The sequence below is a fragment of the Halorhodospira sp. 9622 genome (assembly GCF_022228025.1).
Classification (GTDB): Bacteria; Pseudomonadota; Gammaproteobacteria; order Nitrococcales; family Halorhodospiraceae; genus Halorhodospira; species Halorhodospira halophila_A.
The window spans coordinates 100191-118323 of sequence record NZ_JAJNRE010000007.1; the positions used below are offsets into that span (position 1 = coordinate 100191).

Annotated in this window: 16 protein-coding genes; 9 read left to right on the forward strand and 7 right to left on the reverse strand. The window is 70.5% G+C overall.

What is annotated here, in order from left to right:
* Positions 1-7: 7 nt before the first annotated feature.
* Genes LRG07_RS05940 through LRG07_RS05965 form a run of 6 tightly spaced genes read right to left on the reverse strand, consistent with a single transcriptional unit; the run spans position 8 to position 6754 of the window.
* Positions 8-949 (reverse strand): glucokinase, encoded by a 942-nt coding sequence (locus tag LRG07_RS05940; protein ID WP_201170032.1) that lies wholly within the window; start codon positions 947-949, stop codon positions 8-10.
* Complete coding sequence (locus LRG07_RS05945; RefSeq protein WP_201170034.1) at positions 946-2316, reverse strand: trehalose-6-phosphate synthase; 1371 nt, start codon at positions 2314-2316, stop codon at positions 946-948. Before LRG07_RS05945 ends, LRG07_RS05940 begins: the two co-directional genes overlap by 4 nt.
* Positions 2313-4100 carry a glycoside hydrolase family 15 protein gene (locus LRG07_RS05950; RefSeq protein ID WP_201170036.1) on the reverse strand — a complete coding sequence of 596 codons (1788 nt, stop codon included), beginning with the start codon at positions 4098-4100 and terminating at the stop codon, positions 2313-2315. The genes LRG07_RS05945 and LRG07_RS05950 overlap by 4 nt, the downstream gene beginning before the upstream one ends.
* 43 nt (positions 4101-4143) lie before the next feature.
* On the reverse strand, positions 4144-4740 hold the full coding sequence (locus LRG07_RS05955; protein ID WP_201170038.1) for a carboxymuconolactone decarboxylase family protein: 597 nt from the start codon (positions 4738-4740) through the stop codon (positions 4144-4146).
* Positions 4731-5171 carry a GIY-YIG nuclease family protein gene (locus LRG07_RS05960; protein WP_238641970.1) on the reverse strand — a complete coding sequence of 147 codons (441 nt, stop codon included), beginning with the start codon at positions 5169-5171 and terminating at the stop codon, positions 4731-4733. Before LRG07_RS05960 ends, LRG07_RS05955 begins: the two co-directional genes overlap by 10 nt.
* Positions 5172-5185: 14 nt before the next feature.
* Positions 5186-6754 (reverse strand): PAS domain-containing hybrid sensor histidine kinase/response regulator, encoded by a 1569-nt coding sequence (locus LRG07_RS05965; protein ID WP_201241419.1) that lies wholly within the window; start codon positions 6752-6754, stop codon positions 5186-5188.
* Between the two features lie 208 nt (positions 6755-6962).
* Between LRG07_RS05965 and LRG07_RS05970 the strand changes: the two genes are divergently transcribed.
* The 9 genes from LRG07_RS05970 (at position 6963) to LRG07_RS06010 (ending at position 16980) form a co-directional block, all read left to right on the forward strand.
* On the forward strand, positions 6963-8561 hold the full coding sequence (locus tag LRG07_RS05970) for a PAS domain-containing methyl-accepting chemotaxis protein (RefSeq protein WP_238633621.1): 1599 nt from the start codon (positions 6963-6965) through the stop codon (positions 8559-8561).
* 177 nt (positions 8562-8738) lie between these two features.
* Positions 8739-10127: a chorismate-binding protein gene (locus LRG07_RS05975; protein ID WP_238633622.1), complete on the forward strand. Its 1389-nt coding sequence runs from the start codon at positions 8739-8741 to the stop codon at positions 10125-10127.
* Between the two features lie 13 nt (positions 10128-10140).
* Complete coding sequence (gene menD, locus LRG07_RS05980; protein ID WP_238641971.1) at positions 10141-11814, forward strand: 2-succinyl-5-enolpyruvyl-6-hydroxy-3-cyclohexene-1-carboxylic-acid synthase; 1674 nt, start codon at positions 10141-10143, stop codon at positions 11812-11814.
* Positions 11815-11817: 3 nt separating this feature from the next.
* Entirely contained in the window at positions 11818-12588 is a 771-nt protein-coding gene (gene menH / locus LRG07_RS05985) for a 2-succinyl-6-hydroxy-2,4-cyclohexadiene-1-carboxylate synthase (RefSeq protein ID WP_238641972.1), read from the forward strand.
* 1 nt (position 12589) lies between these two features.
* Positions 12590-13441: a 1,4-dihydroxy-2-naphthoyl-CoA synthase gene (menB, locus tag LRG07_RS05990; protein WP_238634672.1), complete on the forward strand. Its 852-nt coding sequence runs from the start codon at positions 12590-12592 to the stop codon at positions 13439-13441.
* 2 nt (positions 13442-13443) lie between these two features.
* Entirely contained in the window at positions 13444-14451 is a 1008-nt protein-coding gene (menC, locus tag LRG07_RS05995; protein WP_238641973.1) for an o-succinylbenzoate synthase, read from the forward strand.
* Between the two features lie 2 nt (positions 14452-14453).
* Positions 14454-15827 carry an AMP-binding protein gene (locus tag LRG07_RS06000; RefSeq protein ID WP_238641977.1) on the forward strand — a complete coding sequence of 458 codons (1374 nt, stop codon included), beginning with the start codon at positions 14454-14456 and terminating at the stop codon, positions 15825-15827.
* Between the two features lie 113 nt (positions 15828-15940).
* A complete protein-coding gene (locus LRG07_RS06005) occupies positions 15941-16321 on the forward strand; it encodes an MAPEG family protein (RefSeq protein WP_201170063.1) in 381 nt (126 codons plus the stop codon).
* A gap of 98 nt (positions 16322-16419) precedes the next feature.
* Positions 16420-16980 (forward strand): Spy/CpxP family protein refolding chaperone, encoded by a 561-nt coding sequence (locus LRG07_RS06010; RefSeq protein ID WP_238633626.1) that lies wholly within the window; start codon positions 16420-16422, stop codon positions 16978-16980.
* Positions 16981-17080: 100 nt separating this feature from the next.
* On the opposite strand, the gene LRG07_RS06015 is transcribed toward LRG07_RS06010, so the two are convergent.
* Complete coding sequence (locus tag LRG07_RS06015) at positions 17081-18130, reverse strand: AI-2E family transporter (RefSeq protein ID WP_201241411.1); 1050 nt, start codon at positions 18128-18130, stop codon at positions 17081-17083.
* Positions 18131-18133 lie beyond the last annotated feature (3 nt).

The window sequence follows — 18133 nt, forward strand, 5'->3', positions numbered from 1 at the left end:
TCGGGTCTCAAGGGTACCGCAAGTCATCCAGCCACGCGCGCAGCCCGAGCAGCGCAGCTGCCGCCGGATCGTCGATGCGCCAAACCGGCACCGGCTCGAGGTAGCTACGGAAGCGCCCTTTGGCCAGGAAGCGCTCGAGCAACGGCGAGTCGGCTAGCCGCGAGGCACTCAACCGCGGCAGGATCCCGCCGGCGAGGAACACACCTGCGCGCGCACCCAGGGTGAGCGCGAGGTTGCCGGCGGTCCCGCCGAGCAGGGCGAGGAAACGGTCGATGGTCTCCCGGGCCGCCGGGTCGGCCTCGCCGTCGGCGGCAGTAATGGCCTCCGGGGCCGCCTCGACCCCGTGGAGCACCCGGTGCAGCCGGCTCAACCCGGGCCCACTGAGCACCGCCTCGGCGGAGACGTGGCCGAGTTCCCCGCGCAAGGCACCGAGCAACGTTGCCTCGGTCTCGTCGGCGGCGGCGAGGGTGACGTGGCCGCCCTCGCCGGCGATCACCCCCCAGCCCCGGACGGCCGGCACCAGCCCGGAGACGCCCAGGCCCGTGCCCGGCCCAAGCACCGCCATCGCCCCACCCGACGCCGGCGTACCGGATCGCAGCACAGTGCAGTGCGCCGCCGGATCCAGTTCGGGCAGAGCGCGGGCCAGCGCCTGGTAGTCGTTAACCAGCTCGGCACGAGCCGCCCCGGTACGGCACGCCAGCTCGCCGACCTCGAGCTGCCAGCCGAGGTTGGTCAGCCGAACCTCCCCCTGAGCCACGGGTCCGGCCACTGCCGCCGCCACCCACCAGTCTTCGTCGGCGTGCCCGGTGCGGTGGCGCTGCAGCGCCTCGCTGGGGCCGGCGAGATCGCGATTGCGGTACTGCGTGACCGGCCCCGGGGGTTCGCCCGGAACCGCCTCCGCCACGCGGGTATGCGTACCGCCGATGTCGGCCAGCAGGTAACGGGTCACAGCGCCTCCGAACTCCTTGCGCGGTGAGCATCGTGCAGGGCCTGGATGAACTCCGTCCGCCAGCGGTGGATATCCTGCCGGCGCAGGGCCTCGATCATCTGCTGCCAGCGCTCGCGTCGCTCACCCAGCGGCATGGTCAGCGCCTGGTGCATAGCATCGACCATCTGGTCCACATCGTAGGGATTGACCAGCACCGCGCCATCCAACTCCTGCGCCGCGCCCGCATAGCGCGAGAGCACAAGGGCACCCGGATCACCGGGATCCTGAGCGGCGACGAACTCCTTCGCCACCAGGTTCATGCCGTCGCGCATCGGGGTGATCAGCCCGACATCGCTGCGCGCCAGAAAGCCAAGGATGTTCGAGCGGTGGAAGCCGCGGTTGAGGTAGCGCAGCGGCACCCAGTCGTACTCCGCGAAACGACCATTGATGTGGCCGGCCAGGTACTCCAGGTGCTGGCGGATCTCCTCGTACTCGGGCACATCCCCGCGTGAGACGGGGGCGATCTGCAGGAAGACCACATCCCCGCGCTGCTCGCTGTGCTGCTCGAGCAGGGCCTCGTAGGCCTCGAACCGGTTGCGCAGGCCCTTGCTGTAGTCGAGCCGGTCGACCCCGATCATCAGCCGCCGATCGCGCAGACTCTGCTGCAGCCGCCGCCCCTGCTGGGAGTTGTAACCCCGCTGGGCCTCGCGGGCTACCTGATCGACATCGATGCTGATGGGGAAGACCTCGGCCCGGGGGCGCGGGAGCTGCGGGCGGTAATGCGCCAGGCAGTCGAAGAAGTTGTCCCGGTCGATGGCTGTCTGGAACCCCACCAGGTCGTAGCGGCACAGGGACTCAAGCAGACGCTCGTGGCCCGGTAGAGCGCGGTAGACATCCCAGGGCGGGAAGGGGGTGTGCAGGAAGAAGCCGATGGGCGCCTCGACGCCCTGTTCGCGCAGCAACTGCCCGAGCGGGATGAAGTGGTAGTCATGGACCCAGATAACCTCGTCGCCCTCAAGCAGCGGCGGTAGGTGCTCGGCGAACAGCCGGTTCACCTCCCAGTAGCCCTCGACGCGCTCCCGGCGGCAGTGCACGAAGGACATGCGGTAGTGGAACAGCGGCCACAGCACCTGGTTGGCGTACCCCAGGTAGTACCGGTTGTATTCACTGCGACTCAGACGCAGGGTGGCGTAACGCACCCCGTTGGCGGTCTGCACGCGCGGCTGGCGCAACCCGTCGATGCGCTCGTCGACGCCGCCGTCCCAGCCGAACCAGATCCCGCCAGACTCCTCCAGCGCCGAGCGCAGGCCGACAGCGAGCCCACCCTGGGCCGCCTGCAGCTGGCTGGGCAGGGCCACACGGTTGGAAACGGTCACCAGTCGACTCACAGCGGTTCCTCCCAAGTACGACTCAGGCGCATGGCCGAGTTAATGAGTCCGACCATGCTGTAGGTCTGCGGGAAGTTGCCCCAGAGTTCTCCAGTGTACGGGTCGATATCCTCCGAGAGCAGACCGACGTGATTGCGGCACTCGAGCAGGCGCTCGAACAGCGCGCGGGCCTCCGCGTCACGCCCGACCGCGGCCAGGGCATCGATATACCAGAAGGTGCAGGTGGTGAAGGCCGTGTGCGGCTTGCCGAAGTCGTCCTCGTGGACGTAGCGGAACAGGAAGTCGCCGTGGCGCAGCTCCTGCTCCACGGCGCGCACGGTTCCGGCCAGACGCGGGTCGCCCGCGCGCAGGAAACCCCATTCGTAGAGCAGCATCAGACTGGCGTCGAGATCCTGGCCGCCGAAGCTGGCCATGTAGCTGTTGCGCTGCTCGTTCCAGGCCTCGGTGCGGATGGTGGCTGCCATCTCGTCGGCGCGGCGGCGCCAGTAGTCGGCCCGCTCCATCAGCCCCAGTTTAGCGGCGATAGCGCGCAGGTTGCGGGCAGCCGCCCAGCAGATTGCCGCCGAGAAAGTGTGCACCTTCTCAAAACCGCGGAACTCCCAGGGGCCGGCATCCGGCTCGCGGTAGACGGCCACGGCCTGCTCGCCGAGCTGCTCAAGGCGACGGAACAGCGCTTCATCGCCGCGGCGGCGCAGGCGCTCATCGAAGAACAGGTGCGCCGTGGCCAGGATCACCGAGCCGTAGACGTCGTTCTGCTGCTGCTCGTAGGCCTGGTTGCCGATGCGGACCGGGCCCATCTCCCGGTATCCGGGCAACCCGTAGGCGATGGTCTCGAAGAGATCATCGCGGCCGTTGATGCGATACACCGGGCGCAGGGAGCGACCCTCGATACCGGCGGTGGTGTTGATGATGAAGCGCACGTAGTGCTCCATCGTCTTGGTCGCCCCCAGCCGGTTGAGGGCGTTGATCACGAAGTACGCGTCACGCAGCCAGCAGTACCGGTAGTCCCAGTTGCGACCGGTATCCGGCGCCTCGGGGACCGAGGTGGTCACCGCGGCGATCACCGCACCGGTGTCCTCGTAGGTGTTGAGCTTAAGCGTGATCGCGGCGCGGATCACCGCCTCCTGCCACTCGAAGGGGATGGCCAGGTTGCGCACCCACTCCTGCCAATAGATGCAGGTGTGCTCATAGAACTGGTAGCCCGTCTCATGGGGCGACTGGGGCAGCGTCTCGTCGGGACCGAACACGAGCGTCAGGTCGTCCTCGAGGATGAACGGGGTCTCATCCTGGATCGCGGTCAGCGAGGCGTCGGTGGTCAGGCGCAGGACTTGGCCCGGGCCGACGTAGCGCACGTGATTGCTGCCCTGGGTGACGCTGGGCAACGCCCGACCATGATCGAACACCGGCCGCACCACCAGCCGAATCAGGGGCGAACCGGCCACCCGGCGCACCTGGCGGATCAACTCCACCGGGCGGAAGGTTCGTCCGAACTGCTCGAAGCGCGGGGCGAAGTCGGTCACCTCCACCACCCCGCCCTGATGATCGTAGAGCCGCGTCACCACGATGGCGGTGTTCCGCTCGTACCACTGCTCGGTGCGCGCCAACCCCTCGAGTTCGATGGCGAACCGCCCCGCCCCGGCGCCGGCGGCCGGATCGCCGAGCAGGGAGCAGAACACCGGATCGCCGTCGAAGCGGGGCATACAGGCCCAGGTGATCTCGGCCTGGCGGTTGACCAGCGCGGCAAAGGCGCAGTTGCCAATCAGGGCTTGCTCCAGCGTGCTCACGGGACCTCCTCGTCACTCGGATCCACACCTCTCGGAGGATACCCTACTCGCCCCGGGCCGGGTTCGCCTCCCGGGCCACCGCCTCGCCACGCTCGTTGACGCTCAGCACGCACAGCCCCTGGGGCGGGACATCGAGGGCATTGTTGAACTTGGTGGTCATGTTGTGGAAGGCCACCAGCCCGGTGAGTTCGATCAGGGCCTCATCATCCAGATGGCGCTTCACCGCCCCGACCACGTCGGCGCTGACCGGGGTGTCGCTGCGCGTGACCGCCTCGACGTAGCCGAGCACCACCCGCTCCCGGCTGGTGAAACCCTCCCCCTCGGCCCAATCGGCGACCGCACGGATCTTCTCCCAGGGCACACCCTGTCGTTGGAGGCTGTGGGCGCTCTGATCAACCGTGAAAGGGCATTCGTTGAGCTGCCCCACGCGCAGCCCCACCAACCCGCGCAGACCGGGCTCGAGGTCGGCGCGCCGGCGCTCGAACGCCGCCCCGAGGAGCATCAGCGGCGCCAGCAACCGGGGCCGGCGCGCCCACAGGCGGATCGGTTCGGACACCGAGCCGGCGCGCCGCCGCTGCCACCAGAACCAAGGGCGCAGGTACCAGGGGTAAGCGCTCAGGGGCATGGGATCTACGTACATGGGTGTCCTCTTTCCGGGGATTGCGGGTGCTGCCGGAGGCTATCGGCGCCGCCACTCGCAGCGTCCGGCACAGGCGCCGCGCCGAGCCAGCGCAGGTGGCTACCACAGCCGGCCACGCAGTCGCTAGCGCCGAAGCCCGACACCACCACGATACCGCCATTGCGGCGGTTGCGCCGACACTCCGGCTCGGCGTGCCGGGTGACCGACACCACGATGACGCGCCGGTCGCCGGTCAGGTAGTCCAGGTGCCAGCGCCGCGGTTTGTCCCGGCGCAGGTGCCGGGCGACCCGGGCATCCATGTTGCGCCGCGCGCTGCCCGTGTAGACCCACCAGCCGGCGGGGAATCCCACCATCCCGAGCCGGCCCACTCTGACCCGCATCGCCTCGGCAAGGAACAGCGTCAGGCAGTAGGTGGTGGCGTCCTGCTGCACCCCGGCTCCCACGGCTAGCGACTCAGCCGGACCTCGCGGATCAGCGCATCGAGCTGCTCCAGCTCGAAAGGCTTGACGATATAGTCGTTGAACCCCTCGTCCAGGGCTCGGCGACGGACCTCGTCGCTGGCATCGGCGCTGACCGCCACCAGCGGTGTCTCGTGCAGCGCCGGATCGGCGCGCAGCTGCCGGGCCAAGGCAAAGCCGTCGGTATCCGGCAGGTGCATGTCGAGCAGGATCAGATCCGGCCGCTTGCGCTTGGCCATCTCCAGCCCGGTGCCTCCGTCGTAGGCCTCGAGCAGCTCCACGCCCCGGCGCTTGGCCACCAAACCGCTGAGCAGCAGCATGTTGACCCGATTGTCCTCCACCGCCAGCACACGCAGGGGCGGATCATCGGCGCGCTCATCCAGCAACTGCGGGTCGAGGCTCGGCGTGTGGTGCCGATCCCAGCCCTCACCGTCGATGCCGGGCAGGCTCAGCCGGAAGCGGGAGCCCTGATCCGGTGCGCTCTCGACCAAATGCAGATCACCGCCCATCAGGCGGCTGAGCCGCAGCGCCAGCGGTAGCCCGATCCCCACGCCCTCGATGCTTCCCGTCTCGCGCCCGAGCCGGTCGAAGGTCTCGAAGAGCCCCTCGCGGCGCTCCGGATCAATCCCCAGCCCCGTGTCGGCCACGTCGACCCACACCTGCCCGGCCTCGTCGCATCCGTAGCTGAGGACCACCGATCCGCCCTCACGGTTGTACTTGATGGCGTTGGTCAGCAGGTTCAGCACCACCTGCTTGAGCCGCAGCCGGTCCGCCCAGACACACACCCCGCTGGAGCGCCCGGAACCCTCCAGGCGCAGGCTGACGCCGTGGTCGGCGGCCTGATCACGCACGAGGCGCAGACCCTCCTGCAGCAGATCGGAGACGCGCACCGTCTCCGGCGTCAGTGACGCACGGCCGGCCTCGATCCGCGCCAGATCCAGGATGTCGCCGACCAGATCACGCAGGTGCCAGCCGGCACTGAGGATGTGGCGCAAGTATTCGCTGCGGGTGGCGGCATCGAGCTCATCGTCGGCATAGAGCAGCTGCGCGAAGCCGACGATGGCGTTGAGCGGGGTGCGCAGCTCGTGGCTCATCGCCGAGAGGAACTCCGACTTGGCCCGGTCCGTGCGCTCGGCCGCCACCCGCGCCTCGGCGTGCTCGGACTCGCGCGCCTTATAATCCTCGATATCGAGCAGGGCGCCGGCCACCGCGGTCATCCGGCCGGCGGCATCGCGCACCGGCGTCCCGGTCGCGCGCAGCCAGCGCTGCTCCCCGCCGGCAACCCGGGCTTGGAACTCGACATCGTAGGCGGTGCCGTCATCGATGCACCGGCGATAGGCCTCCTGCAACCGCTCGCGATGCTCGAGGGCATAGTGGTCCAGCCCCTCGCGGGCCGGCCGCGGGGCGTCGTCGGTCAAGCCGAAGAGGGCCCGGGCGCGCGGACACAGCTCGATGCACTCGGTCTGCAGGTCGATACGCCATACGCCCAAGCCCACCGACTCGGCGGCCAGGGTAAGTAAGTCGTCCGGGTCGGACTCGGCATTCAATCTGGGCAAACGTCCACCCTCAGCAGTGCAGGAACCAGCGGCCCACGGCCCTGCGGGGACCGATTCCCCACGGGATCACTGTAGCCCCGGAGCAGCGGTTGGCCCAACCCCGACCGCGCCCACAGGGAAGTGACTCCACCAACGAAAGACCGTACTCTGGATCATACATTGGTTCAGGCGCGGCCGCGCCGCCGCCGACACAGAGGAGGGCTCCGCGTTGCGAGTCAACGAACCGGTCACGCAGCGCCGTGTTGCCGTCTGGGATGGCGCCAACATCCTGTCGACCACCGACTCCCGCGGACGGATCCGCTACATCAACGAGGACTTTGTCCGCATCAGCGGCTACCAACCGGACGAACTCATCGGGCAACCCCACAACGTGATCCGTCACCCGGACATGCCGCGGGTGGTGTTCGAGCACATGTGGCAGCGCCTGCAGTCCGGGCAACCGTGGATGGGGGTGATCAAGAACCGCTGCAAGAACGGCGATCACTACTGGGTTCACGCCTACGCCACGCCCATCCGAGACGATACGGGCAACATCACCGAGATCCAGTCGGTGCGTCAGCAGATCGGCGACGAGGCGGTGATCGAGCGGGCCGAACGCGCTTACCGGCGCCTGCGCGCCGCGGAGCCGGACAAGGGCCCCCTGCCCGCCGGGCTGATCGAACGGCGGCGCCCGGGCGGTGGCGTCTGGCTGGCCGGCGGTGCGCTGGCCGCACTGCTCGGCGTCGCCCTCGGCGCCCTGCTGCCGGTCGGCACCGGGGGCCAGCTGTCGCTCGGCATCGCCGGCATCGCCGCCCTCGGCGCCGCCGGCCTGCAGGTGCTGAGTCAGCTCCGTGGCGCCCGCGAGCAGGCCCGAGCGCTGCTCGATGACCCGCTCAGCGAGGCGATCTACCTCGGCCGCCGCGACGATCGAGCGTCGATCCAGCTGGCGCTGCTGCACCTCGCCTCCGAGACCCAGGCCATCGCCAAGCGCCTGGGGGACGACGCCCGCCGCCTCTCCGCAGAGGCCGCCGAGGCCCGCCAGTCGATGCACGCGGTGCGCGACGAGGCGCAGCAGCAGAGCGACGAAACCCGCAGCGTAGCCACCGCCATGGAACAGATGAGCGCGACGGTCCAGGAGGTGGCCCAGAACGCTTCGGCCACCGCCGATGCCACCGAGCGCGCCGGGAAACAGACCGAGCGGGGCCGGCAGACCGTGGAACAGAGCACCGCCGCGGTGCGCTCCCTGGTCCGCGACATCGAGAACGCCGCGGCCACCATCGAACGGGTCAACGGCGAGGCGGAGCGCATCGGCAAGGCGGCCACCCTCATCGGCAAGATCACCAAGCAGACCCACCTGCTCGCCCTGAATGCGTCGGTGGAATCCGCCCGCGCCGGCGAGGCGGGGCGCAGCTTTACCGTCGTCGCCGAGGAGGTGCGCAAGCTCGCCGGGCAGACGGCGGAATCGACCCGCGAGATCGATGGCATCATCGAGTCGCTGCAGAGCGGCTCGGCCGAGGCCGTCGAGGCCATGCGTGAGAGCCGCAGTCGCGCCGAGCAGACCCTGGCGCACGCCGACGAGTCCAGCAGCTCGCTGCAGGAGATCCAGGCGGCCGTCGACGAGATCCGCGACATGGCCGGCCAGATCGCCACCGCCACCGAACAGCAGGGGGCCACCTCGCAGGAGATCGCGCGCAGCGTCTCGAGCATCGAGGGGGTGGCCGAGCGGGTCACCGGCGAATCGCTGCGAACCGACGAACGGCTGCAGGCGGTCACCGAGCGCATCGCCGGCATCGAGGCTCTGACCGGCCGGTTCGTGCGTCGCCGCTGAACCGGCCCACGGGGCCGCGCAGGCACCGCGCCGCCGAACCGCCAACCGCACGCCGCATGCGTGCGCGCGAGTGCTCGTTCAGGTAGTGTATAACCCCTGCGCGACACCCTGATCCGTGCCGGGCGCAGCACCACCAACCCCTGGATCGCGATGCCTCACAGCCCGCAACGTGCCAACGTGCCGGGTACCCCACCGAGCGGGGACGCCGGCCACCGTCGAGGGAGCCCCTGCGACCCCGCGGAGCAGGCCATCGAGGACCTGCTCGTGCAGGTGCGGCAGTGGCGGTTCGAGAGCCCGGGCCTGGTGCGAGCCAGCGTGCCCGTACCGGAGGTCGACCCGCTCGCTTGGCTGGAGGCCAACCCGCTGGCGCCGCGCTGCTACTGGCAGGACCGCTCCGGTCAGATCCGCCTGGCCGGCATCGGCGCCGCTTGGCGGTACACGGCCGACACCCCGGACGACCACCCCGCGCTGCTGCGCCACGCCCAGAGCCTGGCGCGCCACCCCGGGGTCCACCTGCTCTGCGCCTTCTCCTTCGATGGCCGCTCCGGTGCCGGCGAGTGGCAGGGTTTCCCGGCCAGCCTGGCCCTACTCCCCGCAGTGGAACTGCAAGGCAACCGCGCCGGGCAGCAGCTGAGTGTCAACCTGTACGCCGAAAGTGCTGCGGAACTCCGGCAACGCCGGAGCGAGCTGACCGGGCTCCTTGAGGATCTGCGCCCGGCAGCCGTGAGCGAACACCGGCCGGCACGGGTCACCGACCGCACGGAGGACCTGGATTTCGCCGAGTGCAGCAGCCGCATCGAGGCGATCCTCCGGGACATCCGGGTCGGCCACGTGCACAAGGCGGTGCTGGCCCGGCAGGTAGCCCTCCGACTCGACCGCCCGCTGGCCGCCTTCACCACGCTGCGCCGCTGGTCGGCGATCACCGACGGCAGCTACTGCTTCGCCATCGAGCACGCCGGACGGATCTTCATGGGCTGCTCGCCGGAGCGGCTGTTCTACCGCAGCGGGCGTTCGGTCCAGACCGAATCCCTGGCCGGCACTGTGCGCCGCGGTGAGACCGCGGCGGAGGACGCCGCCCTGGAGGCGTCCTTGCGGGAGGACTCCAAGCTGGTCCGCGAACACGCCTGGGTCACCCGCTACATCCGCGGGGAACTCGAGCCTTGGGCGATCCGCATCGACGCCCCCGAGCAGGCCGGAGTGCTCAAACTCGACCGCATCCAGCACCGCCGGCTGCCCATCGAGGCGACCCTGCGCCCGGGGGTCGGCGACCACCAACTGCTCGATGCCCTCCACCCGACACCGGCGGTCTGCGGCTTCCCGCGCCGCCGGGCCCAGGACCTGATCAGCCGCCAGGAGGGTTTCCGCCGCGGCTGGTACAGCGGGGTCATCGGCCTGCTTTCCGGCGATGCCTCGGAGCTGGCCGTGGCTATCCGCTCGGCGCTGGTCGCCGGCGACCGGGCCTGGTGCTACTCCGGCGTCGGCATCGTCCAGGGCTCCGAGCCCGAGGCCGAGTGGCAGGAGCTGGAGGCCAAGATCGAGTCCTTCCTCTCCGCCGTGCAGGGCTAGTCCGGGGGACAGCGTGCGCACCGAGGACCTCAACGCCACCTGGGCCGGCAGCCTTATCGACCGTCTGCACGGCCACGGCGTGGTGGACTTCTGCATCGCCCCCGGCAGCCGCAGTGCCCCTCTGGCACTGGCCGCCGCCCGACGAACCGAGGCCGCCTGCGGGCTGCGCGTGCACACCCACTTCGACGAACGCGGCCTGGCCTTCTACGCATTGGGGCTGATTCGCGCCAGCCAGCGCCCGGTAGCGGTGATCACCACCTCGGGCACAGCAGTGCCGAACCTCCACCCCGCGGTCGCGGAGGCCCGGCAGAGCCGGCTACCCCTGGTGGTGATCAGCGCCGATCGACCGCCCGAACTACACGACTGCGGCGCCAACCAGGCCATGCCCCAGGAGGGCCTCTTCGCCCCGCTGGTACGGGCCACCCTGGCACTGCCGACACCCGAGATGGCGCTGTGCGGCCGCTGGCTGAACCGGCGTCTGGACGCCACCCTGACCGCCGCCACCGACCCCGGCGGCAGCGGGCCCATCCATATCAACATGCCGCTGCGCGAACCCCTCTACGGGGGCGCCGAACAACCCGCGGCGCCCCCGCCCCTGCCACCCGGCCACCAGGGGCAAGTAGCGGCGCCGCCGCTTAAGGAGGCGGACCCACCGCAGCTGTTCGTCGCCGGTGAGCTGCGCAGCGACGAGGCCGAAGCGGTGCTGGAGACCGCCGCCGCCGGCAACATCCCCGTCCTCGCCGACCCCGGCAGCCAGCTGCGCTTGCGCGCCCACCCGTGCGTGGTCGGCGGGGCGGAGCTATTGCTTGCCACGGCCGCCGGGCGCGAGGCCCTGGGCCACGCCCGCCAGGTCGTCCAGTTCGGTGGCCGGCTCACCGGCCGCCGGCTGCCCGCCTGGCTCGCCGACCACGCACCGCAGCGCTGGCTGGTCACCCGTGGCGATGAGGATCTCGACCCCGACTGGCACGCGACCACGGTTCAGGCGGATATCGCCGCCGCATGCCGCACCCTTCGCCCCGACGCGCCACAGCCGCCACTACCCGGCCTTGCCGAGGCCCGCGCCCGGGTGGCCGAGGCGTGCCGCACGGCGCTGGCCAACGCCCCGTTCGCGGAGCCGGCCGCCGCCGAGCGAATCAGCCAGGTGCTGCCACCAGGCATGGCGCTGTTCCCCGGCAACAGCCTACCGATCCGGGTCTTCGATCTCTTCGCCGCACCCGCCCACGGCAACCCCTGCGTCACGCAACGCGGCGTCAGCGGCATCGATGGGCTGATCGCCACCGCCGCCGGTTTCGCCCACCACCACCGGGACGGCGTCACGCTGGTGGTCGGCGACCTATCGGCCCTGCACGACCTCAACAGCCTGGCCCTGCTCGGCGAGGCCCGACATACCTGCGTGGTGGTGGTGCTCAACAACGATGGCGGCGGCATCTTCGATCTGCTGCCGGCCCGCGAAGAGACCGGCGAGGCCCATCGCCGCCTGTTCCGCATGCCCCACGGCTACGGGTTCGCCCGTGCGGCCGAGCAGTTCCGGCTGCCCTACTGGCACTGCGGCGACGGCGACAGCCTCCAGGCGGCTCACCGCGAGGCGCGATCCAGGCCCGGCGGCAGCGTCATCGAAGTGGTGTGCCCGCCCGGCGCCGGCAGCGGGCAGATAGCGGCCCTGTTCCGCGCCCTCGAGGCGTTGTGACCGATGGCGGATGCAGGACCCACCGCCCACACCCCCGATGTCGTCTGCCTGCACGGCTTCCTGGGCGATCCCGACGAGTGGCGGCCGGTGGCCGAGGCGCTGGCGCCGGGGTTGCGCTGCCGAACCCCGCCCCTGCCTGGACACGACGGCGCACCGCCGCCGGGGCAAACCTTTGATGCGCTGGCCGACGCCCTCTGGGCGCGCCTGGCCCCCGAACTGCCGCCGCGCTTCGCCCTGGTTGGCTACTCCCTCGGCGGTCGCCTGGCCCTCGCGCTTGCCGACCGGCATCCCCAGCGAATCAGCGCGCTGATCCTAGAGGGCGCCCACCCGGGGCTGCAGGAGGCCTCGGAGCGGGCGCAGCGGCGTCACCACGATGACGCCTGGGCGCGACGCCTGGGCATTGGCTCATGGCCGGAGAGCCTGGATGCGTGGTATCGCCAGCCGGTGTTCGCCGACCTGAGCGAGGCGCGTCGGCGGGCGCTGATCCAGCGCCGGGCCCACCACCACCCCGAGCACCTGGCGGACACCCTGCGCGCCGCCAGCCTGGCCGGACAGCCGGATCTGCGCCCGGCGCTGCGCCGCCTCGCAGCCCCCTGCGCCTACATCGCCGGCGCGCGGGATCAGAAGTTCTCGGCCATCGCCGACGACCTGGCCACCCAGACCCCGGGGCTTACGGTTGTCAAAATCGATGGCGTCGGGCATAACTGCCACGCCGAGGCCCCCGAGGCGGTGGCCGCAGTCATCCAACGCATCTGCACCGGTGAGCACCCCTGATATGAGCGAAGAGCACCCGAACTCCATCGAAACGGCGCTGGACTGGACCGACTGCTCCAGCGGCTACACGGACGTCCTCTATCACAAGGCCGACGGGATCGCGAAGATCACCATCAACCGCCCCGAGGTGCGCAACGCCTTCCGGCCGCGCACCGTCCTTGAGATGCAGCAGGCCCTCGCCGATGCCCGCTTCGACCAGGAGATCGGCGTGGTCATCCTGACCGGCTACGGCGACCTGGCCTTCTGCTCGGGCGGTGATCAGCGGGTGCGCGGCGACTCCGGCTACCAGGACGAGCAGGGCACCCACCACCTGAACGTCCTCGACCTGCAGCGCGACATCCGCTCCTGTCCGAAGCCGGTGATCGCCATGGTGGCCGGCTACGCCATCGGTGGCGGCCACGTGCTGCACCTGATCTGCGACCTGACGGTGGCCGCCGACAACGCGCGCTTCGGCCAGACCGGACCGCGGGTGGGCTCCTTCGACGGCGGCTTCGGAGCCAGCTACATGGCCAGCGTCGTCGGCCAGAAGAAGGCCCGGGAGATCTGGTTCCTGTGCCGGCAGTACGACGCCGAGGAGGCGCGGGCCATGGACCTGGTCAACAAGGTGGTGCCGCTCAGCGAGCTCGAGCGCGAGACCGTGGCCTGGTGCCAGCGCATCCTCGAGCACTCGCCCATCGCCCTGCGCGCACTCAAGTCCGCATTCAACGCCGGCGTCGACGGGCAGGCCGGCATCCAGGAGCTGGCCGGCAACGCCACCATGCTCTTCTACATGACCGAAGAGGGGCAGGAGGGCCGTAACGCCTACCTGGAGAAACGCAAGCCGAACTTCCGGCGCTTCAAGCACAACCCCTAACCGTGTCCACGCAGCTGCGCTCGGTAGAGGTTCGCCGCTACCGGGTGGCGCTTCTGCCCGGCACGGCCCCGGTTGCGGAGCGCCACGGCGCCCTGCTGTTCTGGGAGGGCGAGGAAGGATGCCGGGCCATCTCGGAGATCGCCCCGTTGCCCGGGTTCAGCACCGAGGGCCTGGACGAATGCATCGACGCCTGCCGGCACTTCTTCGCCGCCGGTGCCGAAAGGGCCGCCGGCGAGCTGCAGCAGGCCACCTCCGGCACCGGCGTCCCCGAAGCGCTGCGGGCGCTCCCACCGGCCGCGCGCTTCGGCCTGGAGGCCGGCTGGCTGCAGTGGGTCCAGCCTCCCGGAGAGACGCCGCAGGTGACCAGCTGCCGCCTGATCGGCCACGAGCAACGCCGCATCGACGCACCGGTCGGCCCCTGCGTTAAGGTGAAGGTGGGCCGGGCCAGCGTGGCGGAGGACGCACGCCGCTTGGCGTACATCCTTGACCGGCTGCCCGCTACCACGCAGCTGCGACTGGACGCCAACCGCAGCTGGACCCCCGAGGAGGCGGCACGCCTCTGCGCCGGGCTGCCCGCGGAGCGCGTGGCCTTCATCGAGGAGCCGCTGCGCCCGGGTGTCTCGTACGCCGGATGGTCGTCACGTACAGCCATCCCCTTCGCCTGGGATGAGACCCTCCGCGAGCATCCGGACGCCGACCTCACCACCGCCGGGCTCGGTGCAGTGGTCCTCAAGCCGATGCTGACCGGGTTGACCCGCACCCGCGCGTGGATCGACGCCGCCACCAGCGCCGGTGTGCAGGTGGTGCTCAGCGCTGCCTTCGAAAGCAACATCACCCTGGACCTCTACGCCCGGTTGGCCGCGAGGTGGGGGCTGCAGGCCACTCCGGGACTGGATACCTTCGGCGCCTGGCCCGAGGCCCTGCTCGAGCCCCTGCGCAGCCAGCCCGGGCACACAACCAAGCCGGTACGCCGGCGTGAGCAGCTCACTGCGGAGGCCCCGCTGCTGTGACCATGCCCGCCCGGTTCCCGTGCCGACTGACGCGGGCCAGCCACCGCTGGCCGCAGCACCCGGCGCTCATCGAACCGGGGTTCTGCTACACCTTCGCAGCCCTCCACGAGGCGGTCAGCCGGCGCGCCCGGGCCCTGCAGGAGCAGGGCCTCGGCGCCGGGACATGGACCTCCCTTCGCATCACCACCGACACCGCCGGGGTCATCGACTGGCTGGCCGTGTTGCGGGCCGGCGGGCGTGTCCTGCCGGTCTCGGAGCGCATGCCGGAGGCCGCCCTGCAGGGGCTGCTGGCCGGGCACGGCATCTCCGGTCTGATCCCAGCCCCCGGCGCCGAACTCCGACACACCGGCGAAGGCCCGCCCGGCACACCCGCTGCGGACCTGCAGTGGCGCTTCAAGGCCGACGCCCCCTGCGCCGGGGTGGCCACCTCCGGCTCGACCGGGACGCCGCGCATCGCGGCACACAGTTACGCCAACTACGTCCGCAGCGCCCAGGGCGCCCTGGCATACCTGCCGCTGCGCAGCCCGGATCGCTACCTGCTCTCCCTACCCCTGTTCCATGTGGGCGGGCTGGGGATCATCTTCCGCTGCCTGGAGGCCGGGGTACCCATGGTCGTTGGTGGTCGCAGCGAGGACGCGGCCTTCCTGAGCACCCACCGCATCAGCCATGTCTCCATGGTGGAGACCCAGCTGCGCCGCCTGCTGCATGCGGCCGACACCCCCCTGCCCTTCCTGCGCTGCGTGCTGCTCGGCGGCGGGCCGGTAGCGGCCGATCTGCTGGAGCAGGCGCAGGCGCGGGGGGTTCCGTGCTACATGAGCTACGGCCTGACCGAGATGACCGCTCAGGTGGCCACTTGGCCTGCGCTGCGCGGTGGCGGACGGGTCCTGCCCTTCCGCGAGCTGCGCATCGACGAGGGTGAGATCCGCGTGCGCGGCGAGACGCTCTGCCCGGGGTACCTTGACGGCGGCAGCGTGGCGCCGCTGACCGACGGGGACGGCTGGTTCTCAACCGGCGACCTGGGGTACTGGCATGCGGGGCGCCTGGTGATCACGGGACGCCGCGACAACCAGTTCATCAGCGGCGGCGAAAACATCCAGCCTGAGACCATCGAGGCGGCTCTCCGCGAGCACCCGGTGGTCCGCGAGGCGGTGGTGGTCCCACGCAGCGATCGCGAGTTCGGCCAGCGCCCAGTGGCGTTCGTGCAGACGAACGGCGACGAGCTCCCCGTGAGCGCATTGCGCGAGTGGCTGCGAGCCCGACTGAGCCCGCACATGACCCCGGTTGCCTGGCACCCGCTGCCCGAGACGCGGGGACTCAAGATCCGCCGGGCCGAACTCATTGAGCGGGCCGAGCAGCTGCGCAACGACACCGGCTGAGCGCCGGGCCCGCCGGCATCGTCGACGGGACAATAGGCGGGGAGGCGCGGATTGCCCTAGACTGGGGCCGGAGGCCCCCGGACGGGGGTCGCAGCCAGTGGAAGGAGATGCCCATGTCCCTCGGCTACTGGATGGTCCTCGTCGCCGCCATCCTGCCCATGGCCTTCGCCGGCGCCGCCAAGTTTGGTGGCGGGCAGTTCGACAACACCCGCCCCCGGGAGTGGCTCGACCGCCAGGAAGGGTGGCCAAAGCGCGCCCACTGGGCCCAGCAGAACGGCTACGAGGCCTTCCCGCCCTTTGCGGCGGCGGTGATCATCGCCCACCAAGTCGGCGCGGCGCAGGGCGTGATCGACACCCTGGCGGTGCTCTTCGTCCTGCTGCGAATTGCCTACGGGCTGTTCTACATCGGCGATTACGCGAGCCTGCGCAGCCTGGCCTGGATGGCCGCTTTGGCCTGCGTCATCGGCCTGTTCCTCGCCGCCGCGGCGGCCTGATCGGCCGCCCGACCCGTTTTCCACAGGACCCGGCGGCGGCACCGCTGCCGCCGGATCACGCATCGATGGAGAGAGCGACTCTCAAGGGAGGCATGACCATGGCAGGACGAGTTCGCGGCAGCAGAAGAACCGCATCCCTGATCGCCTTCGCTACCGCGGCGCTGCTCGGCAGCGGGCTGGCAGCGGCTCAGGCCGATCGCGGCGCCGGCATGGGACAAGGTTTCGGGCCTGGAGGCCCGGGTGCCGGAGCGATGCAGCAACCCGGCATGGGAATGGGCATGGGCTCCGGCCTGGGCTACGGCCCGTGCTGGGATTGGATGCGCGGCGGTTTTGAGGGCGGCTTCGGTGATCCACGGACGCCCCTCTGGGAGCTGGAGCTTGAGGGCGACAAGCTCGCCGAGATGCGCAAGCTCCGCCGCGCCTACCGGGAGTTCGAGGCCCACGTAGGGGTCGAACTGGCCGAAATGCGCGACGATATGGCCGAGCTGATGGCGGTCGAGCAGCCGGACCCCGACGCCATCGAAGAGCTCCATGGCCGCATGTCCGAGCTGCAGGGCGAGCTGTTGGCCGAGCGCGTGCGCATGCGCAACGAGATGATCGGACTGCTCGACGCCGAGCAGCGCGAACGCTTCCGTGAGGAGTTCGGCCCGCGGCGCTGACCGCCACGAGGTCGCTGCAGGCCGCCCCCGATCGGGGGCCCCCCCCCCCGCCCCCCCCCCCCGGGGCCCCCCCCCCCCCCCGGGGGCGGGGCCGTGCGGGTCAGCCGATGCGCTCGTCGGCGCGATCGCTGAGCAGCACTGCGATCCAGCGGGTCTCGGGCTGCGCCTCAAGGGCCAGCTTGGCGATCATGGTCAGCGGGATCGACAGCAGCATCCCTACCGGCCCGAACACCCAGCCCCAGACCATCAACGAGATCAACACCACCAGTGGCGACAGCCCCAGAGTCCGCCCCATCAATCGCGGCTCGGTGATGGAACCGATGGCCACATTCACCGCCACGTAAAGGACGACGGTGAGCACCGCATCGAGCAGCCCTCCCCCGAGCAGGGCCACCACCACCGCAGGGGCGGCAGCAATGATCGACCCGACCGTGGGGATAAAGTTCAGCAATCCGGCGAGGATGCCCCAGAGGATCGGGAAATCCACCCCAATCAGCCAGAGCCCGGTGCCGATGATCACGCCGGTCAGCGTGCTGGTCGCGCTCTTGATGAAGATGTAGCGATCAACGGCGTGGAGGAACCGGCGAGTGCGCACCCGCGCCCGACGACTGGCCGGGAAGGCCACCGAGAGCTTGCCGGGCAGCGTGCTCTCCTCGAGCAGCAGGAACATGAAGGCGAGCAGCACCAGGAAGGTGGCCGCCGTAAACTGGCCGATGCCGCTGGCGATGGTCGCCGCCGCATCGGTCAGCGTACCCACTGCCGGCAGCGGCACCTCCTCGGGGAGGGCCTCCGGCGGCACACCCATGGCGACGACGTAATCGCGCACCTGACCGAAGACCACGGTGAGCTGCTCCTGATACTGCGGCGCTTGCGCAGCCATGGTCTCCACCGCGCCGCGCAGGGCGAGGAAGAGCAGGAAGAAGACCAGCCCCACCCCCAGGAAGAGGATCATCACCGCCACCGCTGCCGGCACGCCGCGGCGCTGCATCCAGTTCAGCGGGGTCGCCGAGGCGATGGCCAGGAACGCGGCCAGCAGCAGCGGATTGACGATGCCGGAGACCGCCTGGAGCCCGGCCAGGATGATCACGAGCGCAGCCCCGCCCACCAGCCAGTGCCAAGAGGAGGGTCCTTTCTGGTTGAGTACGGTCACGTC